The sequence below is a fragment of the Marinifilum sp. JC120 genome (assembly GCA_004923195.1).
Classification (GTDB): domain Bacteria; phylum Desulfobacterota; class Desulfovibrionia; order Desulfovibrionales; family Desulfovibrionaceae; genus Maridesulfovibrio.
On record RDSB01000001.1, the window covers coordinates 319,532 to 343,380 of the forward strand.

The window sequence follows — 23,849 nt, forward strand, 5'->3', positions numbered from 1 at the left end:
CTCGGTGGTTGTATGCATAAAAATTATTATTCATGTCGGGCCCAAAAAGGACCCACTAAAACATACAATATCCCCTCCCCCCCACCTAAATTTCAATTATTACGCTTGACTTGCGCCAACTTCGAATTACTTTGGTATAGTGACGTTCAAGAAATTGATCGTCCAATCACTCAAGGAGTAATTACAAGATGAGCGTGAAATATAAGGACTACTACAAACTTCTAGGAGTTTCCCGCTCCGCAAGTAAGGAAGATATTGCTAAAGGCTTTAAAAAGCTGGCTCGGCAGTATCACCCTGACTTGAACCCGGATAACCCGGAAGCGGAAAAGAAGTTTAAGGAAATCAACGAAGCATACGAAGTTCTGAAGGACCCGGAAAAGCGCAAAAGGTATGACCAGTTCGGCGCGGACTGGGAACATGGACAGAATTTCCGTCCGCCTCCGGGCTACGAGAACATGAACTTCGGCGGCGGTGGCGGCGGATTCGGTGGATTCGGCGGCGGAGGCGGCGGTGATTTCAGCGACTTTTTTGAAACCATTTTCAGCGGCGGTGGCGCTAGCTTCGGCGGTGGCGGTTTCGGCGGCGCGCAGGGTTTTGGAGGCCATCAACAACGGCCTCGCAAAGGCGAAAACTCTGAAACCATCCTGTTGTTAACCCTTGAAGAAGCTTACAAAGGCGGCCCTAAATCCGTTACTGTGCAGGAAAAGGCAACCGGACCGGGCGGGCATCCTATGGTGCAGTCCAAGACTCTGGATGTTAAAATCCCCGCAGGTATCAAGGAAGGCCAGAAGATTCGCCTTTCCGGTCAGGGATCACCCGGCCCGCATGACGGACCGCGCGGTGACCTGTACCTGAAAATCAAACTTGCAGCGCATAAGGATTTCAAGGTCGAAGAAACCAATGTTATCCTCGATCTGAAACTTGCCCCTTGGGAAGCCGCGCTTGGCGGAAAATTTAAGCTGCCCACCCTCGACGGAATGATTGAAATGAACATTCCCGCAGGGCTTGGAAGCGGCAAGAAAATGCGCATTAAAGGACGCGGACTCGGCACTGGAGCCAAGAAAGGCGACCAGTTTGTGCGCATCATGATTCAGGTGCCCAAAGCTGAAACTGACGAAATGAAAAAACTCTGGGAAGAACTGGCTGAAAAGTCCGACTTCTCACCCCGCTCATTCTAAAGGAGGCCCGCCATGGATATTAAAGAAAGGAACGAAGCGCAGCCTCCTTCCAGTTCCAAGCGACTGGTTATCACTCAGGTCATGGAAATGACCGGACTGAAAGAGACCGTAGTACTGGAACTGATCAGCATGGAATGGGTGCGGCCCGGAACAACCGGGGACGGACATTATCTCTTTGAAACAAGCGATCTCTATCGCATGACCAAGCTTTCAAGGCTCTGCAAGGACCTTGATGTCACCCCCACAGGCGGATCGATTATCGTCGATCTACTCGACCGGGTCGAAAAACTTGAGTCGCAAATAGAAGAAATGAAAAAACTGATATAATAGATAATTAGCCAAACGGCAGCAGCGAAGCTTACTAAAAAGTTTTGGGATTCTTATTAAACCCTTTTTCAAAAGGGTTTAAGCCGCCGGGGGCAAAGAAAAACGCAATGACTTGCGATCTTTCTACAGGATTCAAACTCCTGCCTAAAACGCAGCATGAACTCAAGGGGAGGATAAACCCTCCCCTTTGAGAACAGTAGAAGTGCGTCTGGATTTCAGGCAGTATACCTGAAAATGAGTTGTGAATCTTGAATGCAAGTCAATTAAGATAAAGCAAAAGGAGACTGTATATGGATCCGAACAAATTCACACAAAAAACCAACGACGCCATTGCTGCGGCACAATCTCTGGCTGTAAAAAACGGTCAGCAGCAGATAGAAGTGGAACACCTGCTCCTCGCTCTTATTGATCAGGAAAAAGGCATTGTTTCCAAAATTCTCCAGAAAACATCTATCGATCCCGCGGCCTATAAAAAGGCTGTCGAGGATGAAATCCGCAAACTTCCGCGGGTCAGCGGCCCTGGAGCACAGCCCGGACAGGTATTTGTTACCCAGCGGTTGAACAGGATTATTGTGGCCTCTGAAGAAATTGCCCAGCGCATGCAGGACGAATTCATCAGCGTGGAACACCTTTTCCTGGCCATCATGGATGAACACGGCTCTACCGGAGCAGGCAAGGTCAACAAAACCTTCGGCCTGACCAAGGACAAAGTGCTGGAAGCCATGACCTCTATTCGTGGCAACCAGCGCGTGACTACCGACAACCCGGAAGCCACTTACGATGCGCTCAAAAAATATGGTCGCGATCTGGTGGAAGAAGCCCGCAAAGGCAAGCTTGATCCGGTCATTGGGCGTGATTCCGAAATCAGGCGCGTAATCCGGATTCTTTCCCGACGCACCAAGAACAACCCCATCCTCATCGGTGAAGCCGGGGTCGGTAAAACCGCTATCATCGAAGGGCTGGCCCAGCGTATCGTCAAACAGGACGTGCCTGAAGGTTTGAAAGACAAGACAGTATTCATGCTCGACATGGGCGCGCTCATTGCGGGTGCCAAATATCGCGGCGAATTCGAAGAAAGACTCAAGGCCGTACTCAAGGAAGTTCAGGAATCCGACGGGCAAATTCTCATCTTTATTGATGAGATCCACACCATTGTGGGCGCGGGTAAAAGCGAAGGCGCAATGGATGCCGGAAACCTGCTCAAGCCCATGCTGGCCCGTGGCGAACTACACTGCATCGGCGCGACCACCACTGATGAGTACCGCAAATATATTGAGAAGGACCCGGCTCTTGAACGCCGTTTCCAGACCATTATGGTTGAAGAGCCAAACATCGAGGATACCATCTCGATCCTGCGCGGATTGAAAGAGCGTTTTGAAGTGCACCACGGTGTACGCATCAGCGACAGCGCGCTGGTGGAAGCGGCAGGACTCTCCTCCCGCTACATTACTGATCGCCAGTTGCCGGACAAAGCCATCGACCTTATCGATGAAGCCGCAGCCATGATCAGGACCGAGATCGATTCCCAGCCCTACGAGCTGGACAAGATCAACCGCCAGATTTTGCAGGCTGAAATCGAACGCGAGGCCCTGCGCAAAGAAGAGGATGCCGCATCCCGTGAGCGTTTATCCAAGCTGGAAGACTCCCTCACCGAGATGAAGATCAAGCAATCCGAGCTGGTCGAGCAATGGGAAAAAGAAAAAGGCTCCATCGACACGGTGCGCGACCTCAAGGCCCAGATCGAAAAGACCAAGCTCGATATCGAGGAAGCAGAACGCGCCCTTGATTACAACCGCGCTGCGGAACTGAAATACTCCACCCTACTCGCACTGGAACAACAGCTTGAAGGGATTGAAAATGATATTGAAGGCGAAGAGGACAAAGTCACTGCGGACAGCAAACGTCTGCTCAAGGAATTTGTCGGCCCGGATGACATTGCCGGGATCATCTCACGCTGGACCGGAATCCCGGTCACCCGCCTTGTGGAAGGTGAGCGAGAGAAACTGCTCCGCCTTGAAGACATTCTGCATGACCGGGTAATCGGTCAGGATGATGCGGTTCGTGCGGTATCCGAAGCGGTACTGCGTGCCCGTGCGGGGCTGAAAGATCCTTCGCGGCCTATCGGTTCTTTCATCTTCCTCGGCCCCACCGGGGTCGGTAAAACCGAGCTTTGCAAGGCCCTTGCTGAAGCGCTCTTTGACAGTGAAGAAAATATAGTGCGCATGGACATGTCCGAGTACATGGAAAAGCACGCAGTTGCACGGCTCATTGGTGCACCCCCAGGCTACATCGGTTATGATGAAGGCGGTCAGCTTACTGAAGCCATCCGCCGCAAGCCCTATTCCGTAGTGCTCTTTGATGAAATAGAAAAAGCGCACAGCGATGTATTCAACGTGCTGCTGCAAATCCTCGACGATGGCCGAATCACTGATTCTCAGGGCCGTACCGTGGATTGCAAGAACACAATCATCATCATGACATCCAATCTCGGCTCCCAGCTCATGCTTGAAGGAATCAAGGATAGTGGAGAGTTCAAAGATGGAGTTCAGGACGGCGTAATGAACGTACTGCGCGGACATTTCAGACCGGAATTCCTGAACCGTGTGGACGAAACAGTACTCTTCAAGCCGCTGCTCGAAAAGGATCTCGTTAAGATCGTAGATCTGCAACTTGCAGGACTTCGCTCACGCCTTGAAGAACAAAAGATGTCCATGGAAGTCACCGACCAAGCCAAGGCATTCATCGCCCACGCGTCCTACGATCCCATCTACGGGGCAAGGCCGCTACGCAGATACTTACAAGCACACGTGGAAACTCCGCTGGCTAAAAAGATCATCGGCGGAGAATTGCAGGAAGAGAACACTGTCAGCATCGATGCTGGTGCTGATGGATTGGAATTTAAGACTGAATAGTTAAAATGCCTCCGGCGGCTGGGGAAGGGAAAACTCTTACAAGAGTTCTCCCTTCCCCAGACCCCATCCCTTTCAGAACCTTTAGTTGGCTTCGCGCTGCGGTGATCTACAACCCTGCGTAAAACTATATCCTGCTTTCCTTATTGGCTTTCCCCGAAAAGACAAAATTCCTTCATTATTTAAAGCCGCATAAATAACTTCATACAATCTTAATTTTTGTGTTGACCGCATACTTAAAATTAACTAGTAATAGTTCTTAGCAGCACTAATAAGGAGATTCCAAATGGAAAATAAAGTACTCGAAGCAATGAAAGAAGCTGGCAAGCCAGTTCGTCCCGGTGATGTAGCAAAAGCAATCGGTGAAGAATCCAAAGATGTTTCCAAAGCCATTAAATCGCTCAGGGAAGCAGGCAAAGTTCACAGCCCCAAACGCTGCTATTACGAGCCTCTTTAAAAATTTTAAAACCTCATAACCACTCACACCACGCAAAAAGGCGGAATGTTCGTTACCACCCGAACATTCCGCCTTTTGCTATTTGAGCTATATGTCTAATTTTCAATCACTCAATAAAACGACTAGCCCTCTTCATCAAGAAGACCTGTTAGTTCCAACTCCAATTGCTCAATACTGGGCAAACTGGACTTAAAATCCTCAGGCAATGACAAGCCAAGCTCATACTCTGAAACACCGATGGGTTTATAGATGTCACTTAGCGCATACTCTACAACGACCTTATCTTTCGACTTGCAAAGTAAAATACCTATTGTCGGCTCATCACGCTCAGTGCGTATCTGCTCATCTACCGCCTTGATGTAAAAATTCAACTTTCCAGCATACTCTGGTTCAAAGTCACCTGTTTTAAGCTCGATAACTACATAACAGTGCAGTTTAGTGTGATAAAAAAGTAAATCAATAAAAAAATCGCGTTCGCCTACCTGCAACTGTCTCTGGCGCCCAATATAGGCAAATCCGGCCCCCAACTCCAAAAGAAACTTGGTAATATGTTCAATCAAACCCATTTCCAATTCTCTTTCATTATGATCAACGCCAAGAGTCAGAAAATCAAAGGTATATGGATCCTTAATCATCTGATGAGCTAAATCAGACTGAGACGTCGGCAACGAGGCTGCAAAATTGGTAATGGCCTTACCTTCACGGCGAAACAAACCATTCTCAATTTGGTGCAGCAATACATTACGGCTCCAACTATGTTCAACAGTCATACGGGCATAATACAAGGCCTCATTGATCTCTGCACATTTAGAAATCAAAACAAGATTATGTCCCCACGGGATATGAAAGATAGGAGAATAAGCTTCGCCAATTTGGCAACAGGCTGTTGCCAAATTATGATCATCATCAATATAAAAAAGCACCCATCCTCTAATATAGCGAAGGTTTCGATAAGAAAACCCTTTAATATCGGGGAATTCATTCATAAGGTCATGACTAAGCTGCTTAAGAAATCCACTTCCCCAAGTTGCATGCTTCTGCTTTTCTACAATCTCAGCACCAAGCTCCCAGTAAAACTCGAGTAAAGTTGTATTAACCTGTACTGCCGCTTTGAGTTGAGACTGCCGGAGTCTGTCTTTTAACTCTCTCAGCCATTGCTTGTACTCTGCGCTAACCAAGCTGCTTTTCATCACTCAACCTCATTCCCCAAAAAAGCTCCGACACTACACCGAAGCCTTCCTACATCAACAAACTACCCACCTGATAAATAACAACTGACAGCGAATAACCAAAAGCAAGCGACCCGAAAACTGAGAACGTAGCCCACTTCCAATTGGTTTCACGAGCGATAACCGCCACAGTTACCATGCACGGCACATAAACCATCAGGAAGATGAATACCGACCAGATTACCGGGGTCGTCCACGCCTTGTCCGCTGCAATCTTTTCACTGAGCGAAAGAGATTCTTCCGGATCTTCCTCGCCAAGAGAATAAGCGGTGGACATGGTAGAAACAAAAACTTCCTTGGCTGCAAATGCGCCGATAAATGCGACATTGGCCTGCCACGGGAACCCGGCTACATCCGTTACCGGAGAAATAGCCTCGCTCATACGTCCTGCATAGGAATGTTTAAGAGCAGATTCTCCCTCGTTGTAACTGATTTCAGCAAGGGCCATGTCAAGCTTGGACTGCTTCTCCTGAGCAGTTCCGACCCATGAAGTACTCTGCTCTACAGCCTGTGCACGCTGAGTTTCGAAGGCCGCAACACGTTCAGCAGGCAGCTGCGGAAAAGTCATCAAGGCCCACATGAGGATAGAGATTGCAAGGATTACGGTCCCGGCTTTCTTCACATATTCCCAGACGCGATCCCATGTGTGAATAGCGATCCCATGCAGGGTGGGAATACGGTACGGCGGCAGCTCCATAACAAAAGGAGTAGACTCGCCCTTAAGTGCGGTCCAGCGCAATAAACGCCCGAAACAGAGAGCTAGTAACCACGAAATCAGCACAAGTCCGAACATGACCGTGGTGGCGTTGTCCGGGTAAAAGGCACGGACGAGCATAAGATATGCGGTGGTTTTCGCGCCGCAGATCATAAATGGAGCAGTGATGATAGTGGCAATGCGCTCCTTGGGACTGCGTAAAGTACGGCAGGTCATAACTCCGGGAACAGCACAGCCACCGGGAAGACCGCCGGACATAATGAAAGGCATGATCGACATACCGTGCAACCCGAATGAACGGAACACCCGGTCGACCATGTAGGAAACACGGGCCATGTAGCCAAGATCTTCAAGAAAAACGAGCATGGAGAACATGATCAAAATAAGCGGAGTAAAGCCCATAACGGCACCGACGCCGTCAATCACACCGGAAGTGACCATTGATTTAATGAGCCCGTCCGGAAGCAAGGAACCAACCGTATTGGAAAACCACGCAAATCCACTTTCAACCCACCCCTGCGGCACTGCGCCGACATTAAAGGTGATGTAAAACATGGAGTACATGATCAGCAACATGATCACCGGACCGAGAAATTTGTGAGTTAGTACAAGATCGATTTTGTCAGAAAAATCAAAACGCAGATCGTCCTCACGGCTGATTACGCCCTGCTTGAGAATGGAGTTGATGAAGCCGTAGCGATAATCAGCAAGAACTGCTTCGGGATAGGTATTCAAAGTTTTCTGAATATGCTCGGAAACAGTGCGTACCTTTTCTTCAAGCTGCTCAGAAAGAGGACCGGCCTTACGACCGTTCTTCATGACAATTTCATCTTCTTCCAAATACTTCACCGCCAGCCAATGCGGATCGTAACGGTCAGTCATGAATTCATTTTCAGTGATCAGCTCGGTCATGTCATCGATCGCCGGATCAAGGTCATGTCCATATGAAATATTTACCGGGGTCCATTGGCCTTTAGTTTTTTCAACGACTTTCTGGACCGATTCCATCAGCTCTTCTTTACCCACTCCCCTGCGGGCAATGCACTCAACAACGGGGACGCCCATGAGTTCGGAAAGCTTTTCAGAATCAATACGGATACCTTTCTTGCGCACCTCATCCATCATGTTCAGGCCCAGCACGACCGGAACACCGATCTCCATAAACTGGACGGCAAGATAGAGGGAACGCTCAAGGGATGTGGCATCAAGCATGTTGATGACCACGTCAGGCTTCTCATCAACGATTACATCGCGAGCAACAACCTCTTCCATGGAATAGGAAGTAAGAGAATATGTTCCGGGCAAGTCCACCAAATTGGCGCAGAATTCAGGAGTACAATAACGCCCCTCAGTGCGGTCAACCGTAATCCCCGGGTAATTGCCCACCCGCGCAGTTGCTCCGGTCAGAGCATTGAACATAGTACTCTTTCCGCAGTTGGGCTGGCCTGAGAGTGCTACAAAATATTCTGTGCCCATGAGTTAATCCTCCGGCTTGACCACAATAAAATCAGCTTCGTTATTACGCAAAGTCAAGGTAAAACCCTTCATACGTAACGCCACGGGGTCTTCAAGAGGCGCACGGCCCACGACCATAAATTCAGTGCCGGGAACCAGCCCCATGTCACGGATACGGCGACCAAGTTCACCGCTGGCATTAACGGCAACAACAACACCCTTCTGGTCCTTTCTCATTGTCCTAAGCGATACAGACATAACTTCCCTAAAACCTTATATCTAGCAACATGATTCTGAATAGCATTTTCAACAACAGTCAGTCTACTTTACCGCTGTGCGAAACGAATCTCATAGGCATGCCCCTGATTGAAAGTCAATCTCAAATCCTACAAAATTCGTTAAACTTTCAGCAAAGCAATTTCCCACTAAACAAGTATGTCTCTCTTCTTATCAAACAAGAACGTTCTTTTTATTGTAGATTAGATTTTACGGAACATTTACAGTACTCAGATAAACCACCTTTCTAACCATTATTTATATATGAAAAAGCTAATTACTTACGAAGACCTGCGCCAATATGCAAAAGTTCTGCTCTGGGCATTAAACAGCCAGAAAGAAGACGGCCTTAAAAACAAAGACATTATCATAATTAAATATGATTACCTTGCAACGCCGCTAGCGGAAGCCCTCTATGCGCTGCTCATTGAAAAACACCTGCACCCGGTCATGGAGACTGGACTGACTCCGGCCATGAAGGCGGAGCTGTACATTAATTCCAGCTACGGCCAACTAACCTTCTTTCCTCCTGGCAAAGAAGAAATGTACGAACAGGCAGCCGGAGTTATCCGCATCCATGCTCCCGAAGAGGTGGAGGCCATGACCGAAGTTGACCCGCGCTCAATTATGGAAAACCGCAATGGTTCGCATTCCTTCCGACAGGCAATCGAAAAACGAAAGCTTCACGGCAAACTGGCATGGACTGAATGCGCTTACCCCACTGTGGCACTTGCTGCCAAGTCCGGCCTCTCCATTGAAGATTACACCACTAGGCTGATGAGAGCCTGCTATCTCAATATGCCTGACCCGGCCCGTGAATGGCAGAAAATTTCAGAACGCACCAACGAAATTGCCCGCTGGCTGACTTCTCTTGATATTAAAACCATCCGCATGCAATCCGAGCTTTGCGATTTATTTTTTTCTCCCGGTGAGAACAGACGCTGGCAAGGAGCCGCAGGTGAGAACATCCCCGGATATGAAATTTATATTTCCCCTGATTGCCGTACTGTAAACGGAATCTACTACGCGGACCTCCCTTCATTACATATGGATAAAGCCACCTACGGAGTGCAGATCGAATTCATGGACGGCATCGCCATGCGCGTGAAAGCCATGGGTGGAGAAAAATTCCTACTCGATCAACTTCGGGCAGATGGTGGGGCTCGCCGGGTTGGTGAATTTTCGCTGACCGATGCTTCCATCTCGCGGGTAGACCACTTCATGGCCCAGACCATTTTGGATGAAAATTTCGGAGGAGAACACGGAAGTAGCCACATCGCGCTAGGCCAGTCCCTTAGCGAAACTTTTGCCGGACCTCCTGAAATCCTCGATAAAATGATGATGGATTCTCTTGGCTTAAACACCTCCGCCATCCACTGGGACTTAGTTAATACCGAAGAAAAAATTGTTACCGCAAACCTTGCCGATGGGGAAAAAGTGACTATTTACGAGGGCGGACGGTTCAAAATGGATTAAAACACCATGAATTTAAAAAAAGTTCCCTTTGATCCCCTTTCATGTGTTGACAAGATATGCGGGATGCTTATTTGTCTAATTGTGCGGTCTGACTGTCCTTTTTAAAAGGTCTCAGGCCGCTAATTCATGACACCGGAGAGTCCATGTCTGGAAAAGACGATAATAAAGAAATTAATGAACAGGAAACCGCGGCAACTGAAACTGAAGAAACCGCGGATGCTGAGAATGAAGTGACCCTAAGCGAAGACGAACTCAAAGCCCTCTGCCGCGAACACGTCTGTCCCGCATGTGATGTGATGGGAGAAGCCAAGGAAGAACGGCTCCGCGCACTGGCTGAGACGGAAAACATTAAAAAGAGACTCGCCCGCGAGACTGTTGAACTGAAAAAGTTCGCGGCGGACTCCATCCTTTCCGATCTGCTGCCTGTGCTGGACAACCTCGACCTCGCTCTTAACCACGCCCAGAACCTTGACGCCTGCAAAGACTTCGTGATCGGCGTGGATATGACCAGAAAAATGTTTCTGGAAACACTCGCCAAGCACGGCCTCGAAGCTGTGGGTAAGATAGGTGAAGAGTTCGACCCCAATTTTCATGAAGCCATGGGCATGGCACAGGATGCGGATCTTCCCGCTGAAAGCATCGCCCAGATCATGCAGTGCGGCTATGTCCTCAAAGGACGCGTTATCCGCCCTGCAAAAGTAATGGTCAATAAATTATCCTGATTTTTATAGCCTGCCCTCTTTACAACTGAGAATCAGGCCTTAAATCATAATGCAGTAAATTTGAAAATACATCTGGAGGAATTTATATATGTCTAAAATTATCGGAATCGACCTCGGTACTACCAACTCCTGCGTTTATGTTATGGAAGGTAAAGACCCCAAATGCGTTACCAACGCAGAAGGCGGCCGCACCACTCCCTCCATCGTAGGCTTCACTGACAAAGAACGCCTCGTTGGTGAAATCGCTAAACGTCAGGCTGTTACCAACCCTGAAAAAACCGTATTCGCCATCAAGCGTCTCATGGGCCGTCAGGCAAGTGCTCCTGAAGTAAAAAAATGGACTTCCCACTGCCCCTACCCCATCGTAGACGGCAAAGGCGGAGACGCTTGGGTTGAAATCGACGGCAAAAAATACAGCCCGTCTGAAGTTTCTGCAATCATTTTGCAGCAGCTCAAAAAAGACGCTGAAACCTACCTCGGAGAACCAGTAACCGAAGCAGTTATCACTGTCCCCGCATATTTCAACGACTCCCAGCGTCAGGCTACCAAAGATGCAGGCCGCATTGCAGGTCTTGAAGTAAAACGTATCATCAACGAACCCACCGCTGCTTCTCTGGCTTACGGCTTTGACAAGAAAGCCAACGAAAAAATCGCGGTATTCGACCTCGGTGGCGGTACCTTTGATATTTCCATCCTCGAAGTAGGTGACAACGTTGTTGAAGTTCGCGCTACCAACGGTGATACTTTCCTCGGCGGTGAAGACTTTGACAACGCTGTAATCCAGTACCTCGTCGATGAATTCAAACGTGAAAACGGCATTGACCTTTCCGCTGACCGTATGGCTCTTCAGCGTCTGAAAGAAGCTGGCGAAAAAGCAAAGAAAGAACTTTCCACTGCAATGGAAACTGAAGTTAACCTGCCCTTCATCACAGCTGACCAGAACGGTCCCAAGCACCTGATGGTCAAGATTTCCCGCTCCAAGCTGGAAAAACTGGTCGAAGACCTTGTTGATCGCACCAAGGCTCCCTGCCAGAAGGCACTGAAAGACGCAGGCCTGACCGCAGCAGACATTGACGAAGTTATTCTCGTCGGTGGTATGACTCGTATGCCTCTCGTTCAGCAGAAAGTGCAGGAATTCTTCGGTAAGGAACCTAACCGTTCCGTTAACCCGGACGAAGTTGTTGCAATGGGCGCATCCATTCAGGGTGGTATCCTTGCCGGTGACGTTAAAGACGTTCTCCTGCTCGACGTTACTCCTCTGTCTCTGGGGATCGAAACCATGGGCGGCGTTCTCACCAATCTCATCGAGAGAAACACCACCATCCCCACCCGCAAAAGCCAGGTGTTCACCACAGCGGCTGACAACCAGCCCTCCGTGTCCATCCACGTTATGCAGGGTGAGCGTCCCATGGCTGCCGATAACATGACCCTCGGTCGTTTTGAGCTGACCGGACTTCCCGCAGCTCCCCGCGGCGTACCCCAGATCGAAGTTACCTTCGACATCGACGCTAACGGTATTGTAAACGTATCCGCTAAGGATATGGGTACCGGTAAAGAACAGTCCATCCAGATCACTGCTTCTTCCGGTCTTTCCGAAGAAGACATCGAGAAGATGGTTAAAGATGCTGAGTCCCACGCTGAAGACGATAAGAAAAAGCAGGAACTCATTGAAGCCCGCAACCAGGCTGACTCTCTGATCTACACCACAGAGAAATCCCTGCGCGAAGTTGGCGACAACGTTGATGCTGAACTCAAAGCTGACATCGAAGCCAAAAGCGAAGAACTCAAAAAAGTTCTCGAAACTGAAGAGCCCGAAGCCATCAAACAGGCTACCGACGCTCTAGCTCAGGCTTCCCACAAGCTTGCTGAACAGCTCTACGCACAGCAGAATACTGCTGGCGCAGAAGGCGCAGCCGGTCCTGAAGGCGCAGCAGACGCTGGTGCAGCATCCGCAGACGAAGATGTCGTCGACGCAGACTTCACCGAAGTTAAAGACGAGAAAAAATAATTAGCGTCCGCACTTGCATAGCTGATTAGTAAAGTATAATTTAATCCGGCCTTCATTAGTAAATGAAGGCCGGATTTTTTTTGCCTCCGGCGGCTTAAACCCTTTCAATAGGCTTCGCCACTTCGTTAGACTATCCCGTCTTTTAGGCATTAAACTTGACGAATTTACTTTCATGGGCCACAAACTTTGCATGGAAAACTCAATGAATAGAGACAAGGCCGCGCGCCTTTCAAATCATATTTTTGCTATTGTGCTTCTGGCGACTTTTATCTTTGCCGCATCGGGCTGTATTTCACTCCAGAAACAGCCGGTAAAAATGCTTACTGTTTCCACAGAAATGCTGACAACACAGGCACTGGTCAGTGAAGCGGACAAGGCTTGGCGGACACGGGATTACATCACCAGCGAACTTTACTACACCAGACTGCTGGAGCGCACCGACATCCCGGAACGGGTAATCCTCCCGGCCACGGAAAGACTGGCGGTAAGCTCATTCAAATCCGGGCACTATCATGAAGCCGAAGCCCGCCTTGAACAATGGAAAAAACTTTCCGATGAAGCGAGCAACTCTCCGGTCTGGCAGAGCTACTACTTCGACACTCTCACAGCCATCAAAGATTTTCCTAAGCTGAGAACCCATCTTTCCCAGACCATGGAAGACCCTTTCCTGCCTTGGGAGATCCGCTCTACAGCAGGTAAGAATCTTTCCGGCATGACTCAGGATGCCGGTTCTCTGGAAGCACTTGAAAGGCTCTACGCCATTGCTCCCGAAGAGACCAACAAAAAGGAGCTGGAACAATGGGTCATGAAAGGTCTTGAAGAAAAGAGCAAGGCTGAAATCGACGTCATGGCCACTCTCGTTCCCAGCGGTGCAAACCTGAAATTTCCCTACGAATTGCTTGTTTTCGAAAAAGCGGTTCGGCAATCTGAAGCTACCGAATACTGGCCAATGTCATGGCGCACCATGAGCGGAATCATCCAGAACGGCCAAATCGCTGATAGAACTTTCTTCACCGCTATTCTGAGCAGGCTTGAAGGTGAATACGGCATCCCGCGTGTTGGCATCGCCCTCGTATTACCCATTTCCGGTCGCTTTCAGGAATACGGTTGGAAAATCGTGCGCGGTGCGGGTGCAGCCCAGTGGGAAATGACCAAGGCCGGACTCGACGTAGACGTACAGGTCATCAACACCGAAGCACCGGACTGGCTGGAAAAGCTCCAGAATCTGCCCCCGTGGTACACCACCATCGGTGGCCCCATCAGCGTTAAAGCATTCAAACAAATGGAACAGACCGGAATTTACGCGGACAAAGTTACCTTCTCTTTCCTTGCCAAACCCGGCAATTTAGAGGAAGGCAAGCAGGCTTGGAGATTTTTCTCCAGCCCTGAGGACCAGATTCGCTCCACACTCGACCTTGCGGTCAACGATCTGGGAATCACCAAGCTGGCCGTGCTTTATCCGCAGGAAAAATTCGGCCGCCAGATGTCCAAAAAATTCTTTGATATGGCCTCCATGCGCGGAGCTAAAATCACCGGCATGAAATCATACCCGCCTCGCGATTTCCCCAAATGGGGAAAAGTTGTTGGGCAGCTGGTTCGTGCTCCCCAGAAACAGGCTCAGAACGAAGCGGAAGGTCTGGGCGAGGATGCACCCCTTGCTGAAACAGACTTCGGTGCGGTATTCATTCCCGACACATGGCATCAGGCACAACTCTTGATTCCGCACTTCTTTTTTCATGAGGCAGACACACTTGTCTTCCTCGGCCCGGAACTCTGGAGTCAGGCTCTTAACTCCGCCCGTGACGTTGAAGCTCGCAACCTGCGTCTGACCGTTGCGCCCGGAGCATGGTGGCCTGCCAGTGACGGAGCCGCGCGCCTCAAACATGTGATGAATCGCGAAGGTCTCGGCACACCTGACTTCTGGGTTGCGCTTGGTTACGATTTTATCAAATTTGCAGGCCGTCTCGGCACCTTTTCCGAAGGCTGGACCGCTGAGACCGTCAATGCCCGTATCAACGATGCACAGCACATGGATTTTAGTCTCGCGCCTATCAGCTGGAACGCAGAAGGCCATGCAAGCCAGAAGCTTTACCTTTTCCGCCCCGAGCAGAACGGCAAGACCCGCATTGATGCGGATCTGGTCAGCAACACTCTCGCCAAGGCCAAGGCCAGACGCGAGGCGCGTGTAAAAGCCTGGGAAGAAAAGCAGGCTGAATTCGAAGCCAAGCAGGCCGAAGCTGCTGAACTTGACGGATCTAAGACTGAACAATAGATTGCCTTCGGCGGGTTTAAACCCTTTTGCAAAAGGGTTTAAAAATCCCAAAACCTTTTATTATGGCTTCGCCGCTATCATACAATAATGCTATTAGGAGAAACCAATGAGTGATGAGAAACTCAATCTTGAGGAAGTAGCGCGAGTTGCGCGACTGGCCCGTCTTGATCTTTCAGAAGAAAAAACTGAACTTTTTGCAGGACAGCTCAATAACATCCTCTCATACATGGACAAGTTGAACGAGATCGACACCAGCGAAGTGGAGCCCATGTTCAGCCCGGTAGAACACACCACCAGACTGCGCAAAGATGAGGTCAGGAAAGAACACACCAGAGATGAAATTCTTTCCAATGCGCCTGATTCTGACGGTAAATATTTTGTTGTACCTAGAATTGTTTAACTTGAATACGCGAGATATATAATGTCCTCACTCATAGAAAAATCACTCACTGAAATCCACGCCATGCTCATGGCCAAGGAAGTGACCGCCACAGAAGCTGTCAAAGCCTGCCTTGAGCAGATCACAAAAAGCGAACCCGCAACCAAAGCCCTGCTGACCATCTGCAACGATGAAGCACTCAAACAGGCCGAAGAAATGGACGCTGCTGGTCCTGATGCATCCAAGCCGCTTTGGGGTGTTCCGGTTGTCATCAAAGACGCACTGGCTACTAATGGCATCCCCACTACCGCAGGCTCCAAGATCCTCGAAGGATTCACCCCCTTTTACGATTCCACCGCAGTTGCCAAGCTCAAGGAAGCAGGTGCCATCATAGTAGGTAAGGCAAACATGGACGAATTCGCCATGGGTTCCACCACGGAGAATTCCGCCTACCAGACCACCACCAACCCTTGGGATTCCAGCCGCGTACCCGGCGGTTCTTCCGGCGGTTCCGGCGCAACCATCGCATCCGGACAGTGTTTCGCAGCACTGGGTACCGATACTGGTGGCTCCATCCGTCTTCCCGCATCTTTCTGCGGCTGCGTAGGCGTTAAGCCCACCTATGGCCGCGTATCCCGTTACGGCATGATCGCCTACGGTTCTTCCCTCGATCAGATCGGTCCCATGACCAGAACTGTCGAAGATGCCGCCCGCGTGCTAAACGTAATCGGCGGACATGATCAGCGCGATTCCACTTCCGCTGATCAGCCCATGGACGATTTCGTAGCCGCCCTTGAAGAGCGCAAGGATCTTTCCGGCCTGACCATCGGCCTGCCCGAAGAATACTGGGGCGAAGGTCTTTCCGAAGAAGTTTCCGAAGCCTGCCGCGCCGCAATCGCCAAGGCCGAGGAACTGGGCGCCAAGACCGTTCCGGTTAAGCTTTCCATGACCGAATACGCCATTGCCACCTACTACATCATCGCAATGGCTGAAGCCAGCTCCAACCTGTCCCGTTTCGACGGCGTACGCTACGGTCACCGCACCGAAGATCCCAAGGAACTGGCAGAGCTTTACACCAAATCCCGCACCGAAGCTTTCGGTGACGAAGTCCAGCGCCGTATCATCATCGGTACCTACGTACTTTCCGCAGGTTACTACGATGCATATTACCGCAAGGCCGCCCAGATTCGCCGTCTGCTGCGCGAAGACTTCAACAAGGCATTCGAATCCTGCGATCTCATCGCAAGTCCCGCATGCCCCACCACAGCCTTCCCCGTGGGTGAGCTGACTTCCGATCCATTACAGATGTACTTGCAGGATATCTTCACCATCTCCCTCAACTTAGTGGGAATGCCCGGTATGTCCTTGCCTGTAGCATTCGGCAAGGAAACCAAAATGCCCGTAGGTCTCCAGTTCATGGCTCCCGCCTTTGATGAAAAGACCATGCTGCAAGCTGCGCACATCCTTGAGAAGAACCTCCCGGAACTGCCCAAGGTTAAGCTCTAGCACGCAAATAGATTGAGTTTCTTAATCCCCACGCTCAAACGAGTGTGGGGATTTTCTTATGATCAGCGGTAAGATATCAAGCTTTGCAGCCTTTCAAGTACTATTTCAACACTTTTGATTATTATCCCTCTAAATAATTTCTTCCGACTTTTCAGTGCCTTAGATTGATAATCAAAAGAAATGTCGATTTAATGCACATTTTTCTCAGAGTATTGCTTGACATTACCCGAGGAAAAGAGGATTGTCTCTTCATCAAACACCAGCCGTACCCGTGAAGGCACGGTCCAACTGTGACTAGCGCTGGTTTAAATTGAACATGTCTATCGAGGAGCCGAGTACGCATCTTGTACGCGGCCCTTTTTTTTGGTGCACGGGCGCTAATATAATTTTTTATTTTTTTTGGAGTATTTTGAATGTCTAAGAATATCTATGTTGGTAACCTGCCTTGGTCTGCTACTGAAGAAGAAATCCGCGCATCCTTTGAAGCTTTCGGTGAAGTTGTTTCTGTTAAACTTATCGAAGATCGCGAAACCGGTCGCCCCCGTGGTTTTGGTTTCGTAGAAATGGATGATAACGGTGCTCTCGAAGCTATCGACGCTCTCGACGGTAAAGACTTCGGTGGTCGTAACCTCAAGGTTAACGAAGCCAAGCCTAGAGCAGAACGCCCCCGCTGGTAGTCTGTTTCCGTAAGTCTTAAAAGACTTTTTAGCGCCCGGTTCTCTTTTGAGAATCGGGCGTTTTTTTGTTTGGTGCGAAAGAAACTCACGCTCTACTCTTTTCCTCTGGATTAAACATAACCTTATAAGATATAAAATCTCCACTTACTGAGAATCGCCATTTAAAAGAGGTACACATGGGCTGTTGCATTGGGGAGAAGCATAGTAATTGGTGCGAAGATTACGACATCGTCTATATTGATGCTGAGGGGAAAAAGTATTGTATTTTTCATGCTCCTGCTGAGTGTAAGTTTACTGAGCTTTATGATGCGCGCGAGGGTGGCGATAAGCCTGACTTGATGGAGGCGGAGCAGTTTAATGGAATGGTGTTTGATCGGATTCAGGGGGTTATTGAGGCTGGGGAGGATGAAGAACGGGATGAGTGGCAGTGGAGAGACTGGAATCCTAGATGCAATTTTGCAGACACTATTTTTCCTTACGACATTTCATTTTCAGAATATAGTGAAGAAAACGAAATGTATTTACCCCCAATAAATTTCATCAGCTCACAGTTCCGCGGGGCCGCTTATTTCCGCAGCTCACAGTTCCGCGGGGCCGCTTATTTCCGCAGCTCACAGTTCCGCGGGGCCGCTTATTTCCGCAGCTCACAGTTCCGCGGGGCCGCTTATTTCCGCAGCTCACAGTTCCGCGGGGCCGCTGATTTCAGCAGCTCACAGTTCCGCGGGGCCGCTGATTTCATCAGCTCACAGTTCCRCGGGGMCGCTGATTTCAGCAGCTCACAGTTCCGCGGGGCCGCTGATTTCAKCAGCTCACAGTTCCGCGGGGCCGCTGATTTCAGCAGCTCACAGTTCCGCGGGGCCGCTGATTTCAGCAGCTCACAGTTCCGCGGGGCCGCTGATTTCATCAGCTCACAGTTCCACGGGGACGCTGATTTCCGCAGCTCACAGTTCCGCGGGGATATAATTTTTTCGTCAGCTTCTTTTAAAAAAATCACATTTTATAAAGCGGAGTCACGAAAACAGGCTAATTTTGATAATGTCAGTTTTGTTAATTCTACCTTTGACCAAATGGAATTCAAGGGACCAGTTTATTTTGACAATTCATCATTTGAAAATAAAACCTCTTTTAAAAACACTATATTTCATGAATATTCCAACTTTGAACAAACCGAATTCAATGGTCCAGTATCGTTCAGGCACGCCCTGTTCAAAGAGTGGACCTACTTCCGCAATTCTAAATTTAATGATGAAACATCATTCGCCGGAACAATTTCTAAGGAAACAATTTTAATCGAACTAGTTGATCTATCTCACTTGAAACTAACCGAAACAAACATTGAATCATTTAGATTTACAGAATGTACATGGCCTGAAGTAAAAGGCATGAATGCCGTCTCTGATGAACTAGTTTTGAAAGATAAAGAACGATTCAAAACACTTGAAGAGATCTACCGCCGACTAAAAAAAGTAGCCCGTGAAAACAATGATGAAATACAAGCATCAGCTTGGCATTATAAAGAAAAGGAAATGCTTAGAGAGCAACTAAAAAAGACTTCTTTAAAACCACTGCTACTAATTATAGCCTTTCTAGGTTCTGTTGTAATTGCATTACTTGCAGGCAGCACATCATATGTATCGGTTATGCTGCTAGCAATTATATGCATCATTTACTGCCCGGATGGGTTCAAAAAGCACAAAAGATGGTTCGCTAAAATTTATTTGAATATCTACTATGTTATCAGTGGATACGGAGAGAAACCGTTCAGGGCTGGATTCTTATTTTTCACGATGGTGCTATTACCATTCGCAGTTCAGTTTTATCTAAATTTTGAAAACGACAACACCAATTGGATCAAGGATGCTGTATGGTACATGCCATTGCTAAAAGTTAAATTTCCAACGGAAATTATGTTTGACGGCTACCACTACCTCCTTAAAGGCCTCTCAGTATCCGCCATAACCCTCCAAGCCGCCCTCTTCGGTTTTGCCCTGCGAAACAAGCTGCGCCGCTAATAGAACGCAAAAATTCCCCGCACTCGGATGAGTGCGGGGCTTTAAAACTTCATATAAAATAAGAGCTACTTAACTTCGCCAGCCTCAAAACCGATCTTGGTGATGGTTTCCTTGACCTTGGCTTCATCTACCGGGCTGGATTCTTCATAGGTAACGCATGAGTCTTCAAGACTGACTGTTAAGTCAGTAACGCCTTCGATACCACTAAGAGCCTTCTCGACGGATCTTACGCAATGCATGCAGCTCATGCCTTTTACTTCTACTTTTTTCATGGATAATCTCCTTTATTCACTTCTGAATACTTAAGCTATTTTGGAGCGCGGAAAAATTCACCGCCCTGTTCTCTAATTGAGAACTCGTATCATGTAGTTATAAAAGCATCAACTCAATTAATTATTCTCAATCCACTCAATAGCTTCAGCAAAATTGAGAGTCCCGGTGTAGATTGCCTGACCGGAAACTGCGCCTTCGAGACCTTTGGATACCAGCGGCTGAAGATTGATTACATCCTCAAGAGTCGCTACGCCACCGGCTGCGATAACCGGAAGCTTGGTCTTGGAACAAAGCTCTGCCATTGCATTTACGTTTACACCTGTCTGCATGCCGTCACGGCTGATGTCGGTGTAGATGATGAATGCGGCTCCGGCAGCTTCGATACGAGGGATGATGTCGAAAATGGAGATACCAGCATCTTCTACCCAGCCGCGAGACTTGAGCTGTCCGTTAACTGCATCGAGAGACACCCCGATCTGACCGGAGAACTTGGCGCAGAGCTTAGCAAAAGTTTCCTCGTCCTCAAGGGCCATGGTGCCTATGATGAGTCGCTTAACGCCTGCTTCAATATATTTGGAAGCAATTTCAATATCACGGATACCGCCACCGAGCTGCACCGGAATGCTGAGCTGGCTGCAAATATCTTTGATGAGGTCAAAATTCTTGGGCATTCCACTGAATGCGCCGTCAAGATCTACTACGTGCAGATACCTTGCGCCCTGATTTTCCCAGTAGTTAGCCTGGGCAACGGGATCACTGGAAAATACGGTGACAGCATCAGCCTGTCCCTGTGAGAGGCGTACGCATACGCCGTCCTTGATATCCACAGCGGGAAAAACGATCATAAACCAAGCTCCATAAGTCCTGTCTCAAGAGCTTCATCAGTAAGTTGCATTGCGGTAACCCACTTGCCGCCGCGCTTAAAGAAAGTGCCAGCTTCCAGCATGTTCTCGGTTAGAGGCTGCTGGGTTTCGTCGTAATGAAATCTTCTGATGATGCGCCTGTTGTTAACATCGATAAGATACAGATCAATAATCACAGATGCGGGCTGGATGTTGAAATCCGCCTTCTGCATGCCGCGCAGGTCCTGCCAGAAAAGAATCTGCGGAACCAGAATATAGTCGGCGCTCATGCACTGGCCGACCTTTACCCAATAAGCAAAAGCGGCTTCGCGACGGCCACCTAAATTTTCGAAAACTTCAATTTCCTGACACTGGCGGGTAATGGCAGGTCGCGCAAAAGCGGTAACATTGTGCTTGGAAAGCACGCCAACCATTTTTGCATCAAGCTGCTGCAAGATATCCTTCTTGATAGGCTTGCCTTCATGAGGCAGATACCCAGCCAGAAGTTCCCAATTGAACACTGGATTGGTGAACCCGGCAACCGCAAGCTTTCCTGTAGGACGCGGGAGTTTAACAATCTCACTCTTACTGGCACAACCACCGAGAGCGACAAGGGCGAAAACGCAGAGAATAAGTAGAGGGAAAAGCCGTTTCATTAATCGAGACTCCCTTTAGTACTGGAAACACCTTGTCTTTCAACGGACAGGGCATTGCGGAAAGCAAGACCTAAAGCCTTGAACGCACCCTCGAGCAGGTGGTGACCGTTGCGTCCGTATTCAAACTTGATGTGCAGGTTCATACCGGCCTTGAAAGCCAGTGATTTGAAAAATTCACGCCAGACATCCCTTTCATCCCCGGCAATTATCGGGGGCAGGATGTCGTCATCATACACAAGATAGGCCCTTCCTGAAAGGTCAATTACGACCTCCACCAAAGCCTCATCCATGGGGACTTTAGCAAAACCGATACGGTTGATGCCTTTTTTATCTCCCATGGCCTCGGACAGGGCCTGCCCGAAAACAATGGCAATATCTTCAAGCGTATGGTGCGAATCAATTTCGAGATCACCCTTGCACTTCAGATCAAGATCAAATCCGGCCCAGAAACTCATCAGGGTCAGCATATGGTCGGCAAACCCCACCCCGGTGTCAATATCAGTACGGCCTTCGCCGTCAATATTAAGCTTCAGGGAAATATCGGTTTCCTTGGTGGTACGGGCAATTGATGCGGATCTATGTGACAAAACCAACCTCTCTTGGTGTGCGGCCTCTTTGACAGCCATTACATTTCAATCAAATCTTCGTCGTAACCGGAATCTTTAGCCTTGGGCTTCTTTTTCTTCTCAGCTTCAGGCTTTTTTTCAGCAGCAGGCTTAGCTTCGGAAGAATTGTCTTCGCCAGCAAGTTCTGCGCCTTCTCCACCATCAGGGCCGGAATCATCCGGGCCGTCATTTTCAGCCTGGGCCTTTTTCAGCTTCCTGCCGCCGCGCTTACCGAAAAAGTAAGCCACCCAAATACCGATCTCATAAAGAATAATCAGGGGTCCGGCCATCAGAGTCTGAGTCATGACGTCCGGCGGAGTCAGAAGTGCGGAGCAGATAAAGCAAACCAGAATTGCGTACTTGCGTTTGCTGCGCAGTCCTTCGGCAGTAACGACACCCAGTCTGGCAAGGAAAAAGATAAACAGCGGTAGCTCAAAAATAATCCCAAAAGCAAAGAGTAGCTTGAGAGAAAATCCCAAATACTCACGCAGGGTCGGCATTGGCCTAATGAACTCATCAGCAAAACCCATGAAAAATTCACAGCCGAAAGGGAACACCACGTAATACCCGAACAAGGCTCCGCCCACAAAGAAAAATGCAGACAGAAAAGCCAGCGGGATCATCCACTTACGCTCATGCTCGTACAGCCCGGGCGCAATAAACCCCCAGACTTGGGCGAAAATATATGGAGAAACAGTAAAAATCCCGGCCACAAAAGCAACCTTAAGATAAGTAACAAAACCTTCAGGCAGGGAAGTAAAAATCAGTGTGGAATCAGGAGGCAGAACCGCAACCAGCGGTGCCATGAGCAGGGAAAATAACGGCTTGGCAAAAGAATAACAGGCCAGAAAACCGAGACCACAAGCCAGAAAAATCCTGACAAAACGGCGGCGCAATTCTTCCAGATGCTCCAGAAAAGTCATGGGAGCTTCTTCTTCGTCCAGCTCCTCATCGTCTTCGTCTGCGTCCTCATCATTCTCAGCAGAATCCTTTTCCGCCAACGCGGAATCAGCCGCATCTTTTTCAGCAGGAAGTCCGGCTTCGGACTCTGTGCTTTCGGCGTTTTCCTCTTCGGAATTCAAGGACTCCTCGGCAGTATCCTCAGCCTGTTTTTTATCTTCAGGATTCTCCTGCCCTACTTCACGCGAATCTTTCTCCGCTGAACTCATGCTTTCTCGCTCTCGGTCTTAGGTGCTTCAGCAACTTTTTCTTCAGTGTCAGAAGTCTGTTTTTCAGCCTCGGCCTGACGTGCTTTTTCCATAGCTTCAGCTTCAGCTTTCTTGCGTGCAGCTTCGCGATTAGCATCTTCCTTCTGCACCCTTTCTTCGTCAGCAGCGGAAATTTCAGCATCCAGAGTGCTTTTCACATCATTGGACATCTTCTTTACTTCGGAAAGACCTTTACCAAGATTCTTGATAAGTTCCGGAAGTTTCTGGGGTCCGATGAGAATAAGAGCTACAACCAAAATTACGATAAGTTCTGTTGAACCGATACCGAACATATTAATTCCTTCTTCGTTGCGACAATAAAAAACACGCTAATGCGCGGAAAGCCGACACGGACCCAATTGGAACCCAGCGTAGACTTTTTCAAAATTTGCTGACGTCTTGTAACCGATTTCTAAAACTTTATCTACGTCTTATCGCCACTGAAATTCAGTGTAACCGGCTCACCTTCAACTATTTGCCAATTAATACCGCAAGACACATAGCATTCAACATAACCAGCTTAACAGGTCATCGCTCTTATCTTTTGTTTAGCATCATATTATTTATCCGGGCAGACGCACGAAATCACCTTCTCAACAATTATATTTTTTTGAAAAAAAATGCCCCCGACAAAAAGTCGAGGGCATTTAAATAATTCAATTACGGG

General features: G+C 48.7%; 21 protein-coding genes. 12 read left to right on the forward strand and 9 right to left on the reverse strand.

The genetic code is table 11. The annotated features are described in order from the left end of the window. Window positions 1–188: 188 nt before the first annotated feature. The 4 genes from D0S45_01555 (at window position 189) to D0S45_01570 (ending at window position 4,871) form a co-directional block, all read left to right on the forward strand. Window positions 189–1,178 (forward strand): J domain-containing protein, encoded by a 990-nt coding sequence (locus D0S45_01555; GenBank protein TIH20052.1) that lies wholly within the window; start codon window positions 189–191, stop codon window positions 1,176–1,178. A gap of 12 nt (window positions 1,179–1,190) precedes the next feature. Then, window positions 1,191–1,505 (forward strand): MerR family transcriptional regulator, encoded by a 315-nt coding sequence (locus tag D0S45_01560; protein ID TIH20053.1) that lies wholly within the window; start codon window positions 1,191–1,193, stop codon window positions 1,503–1,505. A gap of 290 nt (window positions 1,506–1,795) precedes the next feature. Beyond that, entirely contained in the window at window positions 1,796–4,417 is a 2,622-nt protein-coding gene (clpB, locus tag D0S45_01565) for an ATP-dependent chaperone ClpB (GenBank protein TIH20054.1), read from the forward strand. Between the two features lie 283 nt (window positions 4,418–4,700). Then, a complete protein-coding gene (locus tag D0S45_01570) occupies window positions 4,701–4,871 on the forward strand; it encodes a transcriptional regulator (GenBank protein ID TIH20055.1) in 171 nt (56 codons plus the stop codon). 122 nt (window positions 4,872–4,993) lie between these two features. Here D0S45_01570 and D0S45_01575 read toward each other — a convergent pair whose 3' ends face one another. Genes D0S45_01575 through D0S45_01585 form a run of 3 tightly spaced genes read right to left on the reverse strand, consistent with a single transcriptional unit; the run spans window position 4,994 to window position 8,528 of the window. Then, the gene (locus tag D0S45_01575; protein TIH20056.1) at window positions 4,994–6,061 is read right to left on the reverse strand and encodes a DUF1016 domain-containing protein; all 1,068 of its coding nucleotides are present in this window, start codon (window positions 6,059–6,061) and stop codon (window positions 4,994–4,996) included. Window positions 6,062–6,110: 49 nt separating this feature from the next. Further along, on the reverse strand, window positions 6,111–8,291 hold the full coding sequence (feoB, locus tag D0S45_01580; GenBank protein TIH20057.1) for a ferrous iron transport protein B: 2,181 nt from the start codon (window positions 8,289–8,291) through the stop codon (window positions 6,111–6,113). 3 nt (window positions 8,292–8,294) lie between these two features. Further along, window positions 8,295–8,528 (reverse strand): ferrous iron transport protein A, encoded by a 234-nt coding sequence (locus D0S45_01585; GenBank protein TIH20058.1) that lies wholly within the window; start codon window positions 8,526–8,528, stop codon window positions 8,295–8,297. 282 nt (window positions 8,529–8,810) lie between these two features. Here D0S45_01585 and D0S45_01590 point away from each other — a divergent pair, with 282 nt between their 5' ends. From D0S45_01590 to D0S45_01625, 8 genes are all read left to right on the forward strand, one after another. Continuing rightward, window positions 8,811–10,022, forward strand: coding sequence for an aminopeptidase (locus D0S45_01590; protein TIH20059.1), 1,212 nt, complete (start codon window positions 8,811–8,813; stop codon window positions 10,020–10,022). Window positions 10,023–10,165: 143 nt separating this feature from the next. After that, window positions 10,166–10,744: a nucleotide exchange factor GrpE gene (gene grpE, locus D0S45_01595; GenBank protein ID TIH20060.1), complete on the forward strand. Its 579-nt coding sequence runs from the start codon at window positions 10,166–10,168 to the stop codon at window positions 10,742–10,744. 88 nt (window positions 10,745–10,832) lie between these two features. Next, window positions 10,833–12,752, forward strand: coding sequence for a molecular chaperone DnaK (gene dnaK / locus D0S45_01600; GenBank protein TIH20061.1), 1,920 nt, complete (start codon window positions 10,833–10,835; stop codon window positions 12,750–12,752). Between the two features lie 202 nt (window positions 12,753–12,954). Continuing rightward, window positions 12,955–15,024, forward strand: a complete 2,070-nt coding sequence (locus D0S45_01605; GenBank protein TIH20062.1) for a hypothetical protein — start codon at window positions 12,955–12,957, stop codon at window positions 15,022–15,024. Window positions 15,025–15,130: 106 nt separating this feature from the next. Next, window positions 15,131–15,424, forward strand: coding sequence for an Asp-tRNA(Asn)/Glu-tRNA(Gln) amidotransferase GatCAB subunit C (gene gatC, locus D0S45_01610; GenBank protein TIH20063.1), 294 nt, complete (start codon window positions 15,131–15,133; stop codon window positions 15,422–15,424). Between the two features lie 21 nt (window positions 15,425–15,445). Continuing rightward, entirely contained in the window at window positions 15,446–16,909 is a 1,464-nt protein-coding gene (gene gatA / locus D0S45_01615; protein ID TIH20064.1) for an Asp-tRNA(Asn)/Glu-tRNA(Gln) amidotransferase subunit GatA, read from the forward strand. A 413-nt stretch (window positions 16,910–17,322) separates the two neighbouring features. Continuing rightward, on the forward strand, window positions 17,323–17,586 hold the full coding sequence (locus D0S45_01620; protein ID TIH20065.1) for an RNA-binding protein: 264 nt from the start codon (window positions 17,323–17,325) through the stop codon (window positions 17,584–17,586). 176 nt (window positions 17,587–17,762) lie between these two features. Beyond that, window positions 17,763–19,598 (forward strand): hypothetical protein, encoded by a 1,836-nt coding sequence (locus D0S45_01625; protein ID TIH20066.1) that lies wholly within the window; start codon window positions 17,763–17,765, stop codon window positions 19,596–19,598. Window positions 19,599–19,663: 65 nt separating this feature from the next. Here the strand turns inward: D0S45_01625 and D0S45_01630 are convergent, their stop codons facing one another. The 6 genes from D0S45_01630 to tatB form a co-directional block, all read right to left on the reverse strand. After that, window positions 19,664–19,870 (reverse strand): heavy-metal-associated domain-containing protein, encoded by a 207-nt coding sequence (locus D0S45_01630; GenBank protein ID TIH20067.1) that lies wholly within the window; start codon window positions 19,868–19,870, stop codon window positions 19,664–19,666. Between the two features lie 117 nt (window positions 19,871–19,987). Further along, on the reverse strand, window positions 19,988–20,716 hold the full coding sequence (hisA, locus tag D0S45_01635; GenBank protein ID TIH20068.1) for a 1-(5-phosphoribosyl)-5-[(5-phosphoribosylamino)methylideneamino]imidazole-4-carboxamide isomerase: 729 nt from the start codon (window positions 20,714–20,716) through the stop codon (window positions 19,988–19,990). Then, a complete protein-coding gene (locus D0S45_01640; GenBank protein ID TIH20069.1) occupies window positions 20,713–21,369 on the reverse strand; it encodes a hypothetical protein in 657 nt (218 codons plus the stop codon). Before D0S45_01640 ends, hisA begins: the two co-directional genes overlap by 4 nt. Continuing rightward, the gene (hisB, locus tag D0S45_01645) at window positions 21,369–21,956 is read right to left on the reverse strand and encodes an imidazoleglycerol-phosphate dehydratase HisB (GenBank protein ID TIH20272.1); all 588 of its coding nucleotides are present in this window, start codon (window positions 21,954–21,956) and stop codon (window positions 21,369–21,371) included. Before hisB ends, D0S45_01640 begins: the two co-directional genes overlap by 1 nt. A 38-nt stretch (window positions 21,957–21,994) precedes the next feature. Then, window positions 21,995–23,143, reverse strand: a complete 1,149-nt coding sequence (gene tatC, locus D0S45_01650) for a twin-arginine translocase subunit TatC (GenBank protein TIH20070.1) — start codon at window positions 23,141–23,143, stop codon at window positions 21,995–21,997. Beyond that, window positions 23,140–23,475 carry a twin-arginine translocase subunit TatB gene (gene tatB, locus D0S45_01655; protein ID TIH20071.1) on the reverse strand — a complete coding sequence of 112 codons (336 nt, stop codon included), beginning with the start codon at window positions 23,473–23,475 and terminating at the stop codon, window positions 23,140–23,142. The genes tatC and tatB overlap by 4 nt, the downstream gene beginning before the upstream one ends. Window positions 23,476–23,849: the final 374 nt, after the last annotated feature.

What these genes read in the sequence shown, in the direction of transcription:
- D0S45_01555 (TIH20052.1), top strand. Translation starts at nt 189, where the DNA reads ATGAGCGTGAAATATAAGGACTACTACAAACTTCTAGGAGTTTCCCGC.
- D0S45_01560 (TIH20053.1), top strand. Translation starts at nt 1,191, where the DNA reads ATGGATATTAAAGAAAGGAACGAAGCGCAGCCTCCTTCCAGTTCCAAG.
- clpB (TIH20054.1), top strand. Translation starts at nt 1,796, where the DNA reads ATGGATCCGAACAAATTCACACAAAAAACCAACGACGCCATTGCTGCG.
- D0S45_01570 (TIH20055.1), top strand. Translation starts at nt 4,701, where the DNA reads ATGGAAAATAAAGTACTCGAAGCAATGAAAGAAGCTGGCAAGCCAGTT.
- D0S45_01575 (TIH20056.1), bottom strand. Translation starts at nt 6,061, where the DNA reads ATGAAAAGCAGCTTGGTTAGCGCAGAGTACAAGCAATGGCTGAGAGAG.
- feoB (TIH20057.1), bottom strand. Translation starts at nt 8,291, where the DNA reads ATGGGCACAGAATATTTTGTAGCACTCTCAGGCCAGCCCAACTGCGGA.
- D0S45_01585 (TIH20058.1), bottom strand. Translation starts at nt 8,528, where the DNA reads ATGTCTGTATCGCTTAGGACAATGAGAAAGGACCAGAAGGGTGTTGTT.
- D0S45_01590 (TIH20059.1), top strand. Translation starts at nt 8,811, where the DNA reads ATGAAAAAGCTAATTACTTACGAAGACCTGCGCCAATATGCAAAAGTT.
- grpE (TIH20060.1), top strand. Translation starts at nt 10,166, where the DNA reads ATGTCTGGAAAAGACGATAATAAAGAAATTAATGAACAGGAAACCGCG.
- dnaK (TIH20061.1), top strand. Translation starts at nt 10,833, where the DNA reads ATGTCTAAAATTATCGGAATCGACCTCGGTACTACCAACTCCTGCGTT.
- D0S45_01605 (TIH20062.1), top strand. Translation starts at nt 12,955, where the DNA reads ATGAATAGAGACAAGGCCGCGCGCCTTTCAAATCATATTTTTGCTATT.
- gatC (TIH20063.1), top strand. Translation starts at nt 15,131, where the DNA reads ATGAGTGATGAGAAACTCAATCTTGAGGAAGTAGCGCGAGTTGCGCGA.
- gatA (TIH20064.1), top strand. Translation starts at nt 15,446, where the DNA reads ATGTCCTCACTCATAGAAAAATCACTCACTGAAATCCACGCCATGCTC.
- D0S45_01620 (TIH20065.1), top strand. Translation starts at nt 17,323, where the DNA reads ATGTCTAAGAATATCTATGTTGGTAACCTGCCTTGGTCTGCTACTGAA.
- D0S45_01630 (TIH20067.1), bottom strand. Translation starts at nt 19,870, where the DNA reads ATGAAAAAAGTAGAAGTAAAAGGCATGAGCTGCATGCATTGCGTAAGA.
- hisA (TIH20068.1), bottom strand. Translation starts at nt 20,716, where the DNA reads ATGATCGTTTTTCCCGCTGTGGATATCAAGGACGGCGTATGCGTACGC.
- D0S45_01640 (TIH20069.1), bottom strand. Translation starts at nt 21,369, where the DNA reads ATGAAACGGCTTTTCCCTCTACTTATTCTCTGCGTTTTCGCCCTTGTC.
- tatC (TIH20070.1), bottom strand. Translation starts at nt 23,143, where the DNA reads ATGAGTTCAGCGGAGAAAGATTCGCGTGAAGTAGGGCAGGAGAATCCT.
- tatB (TIH20071.1), bottom strand. Translation starts at nt 23,475, where the DNA reads ATGTTCGGTATCGGTTCAACAGAACTTATCGTAATTTTGGTTGTAGCT.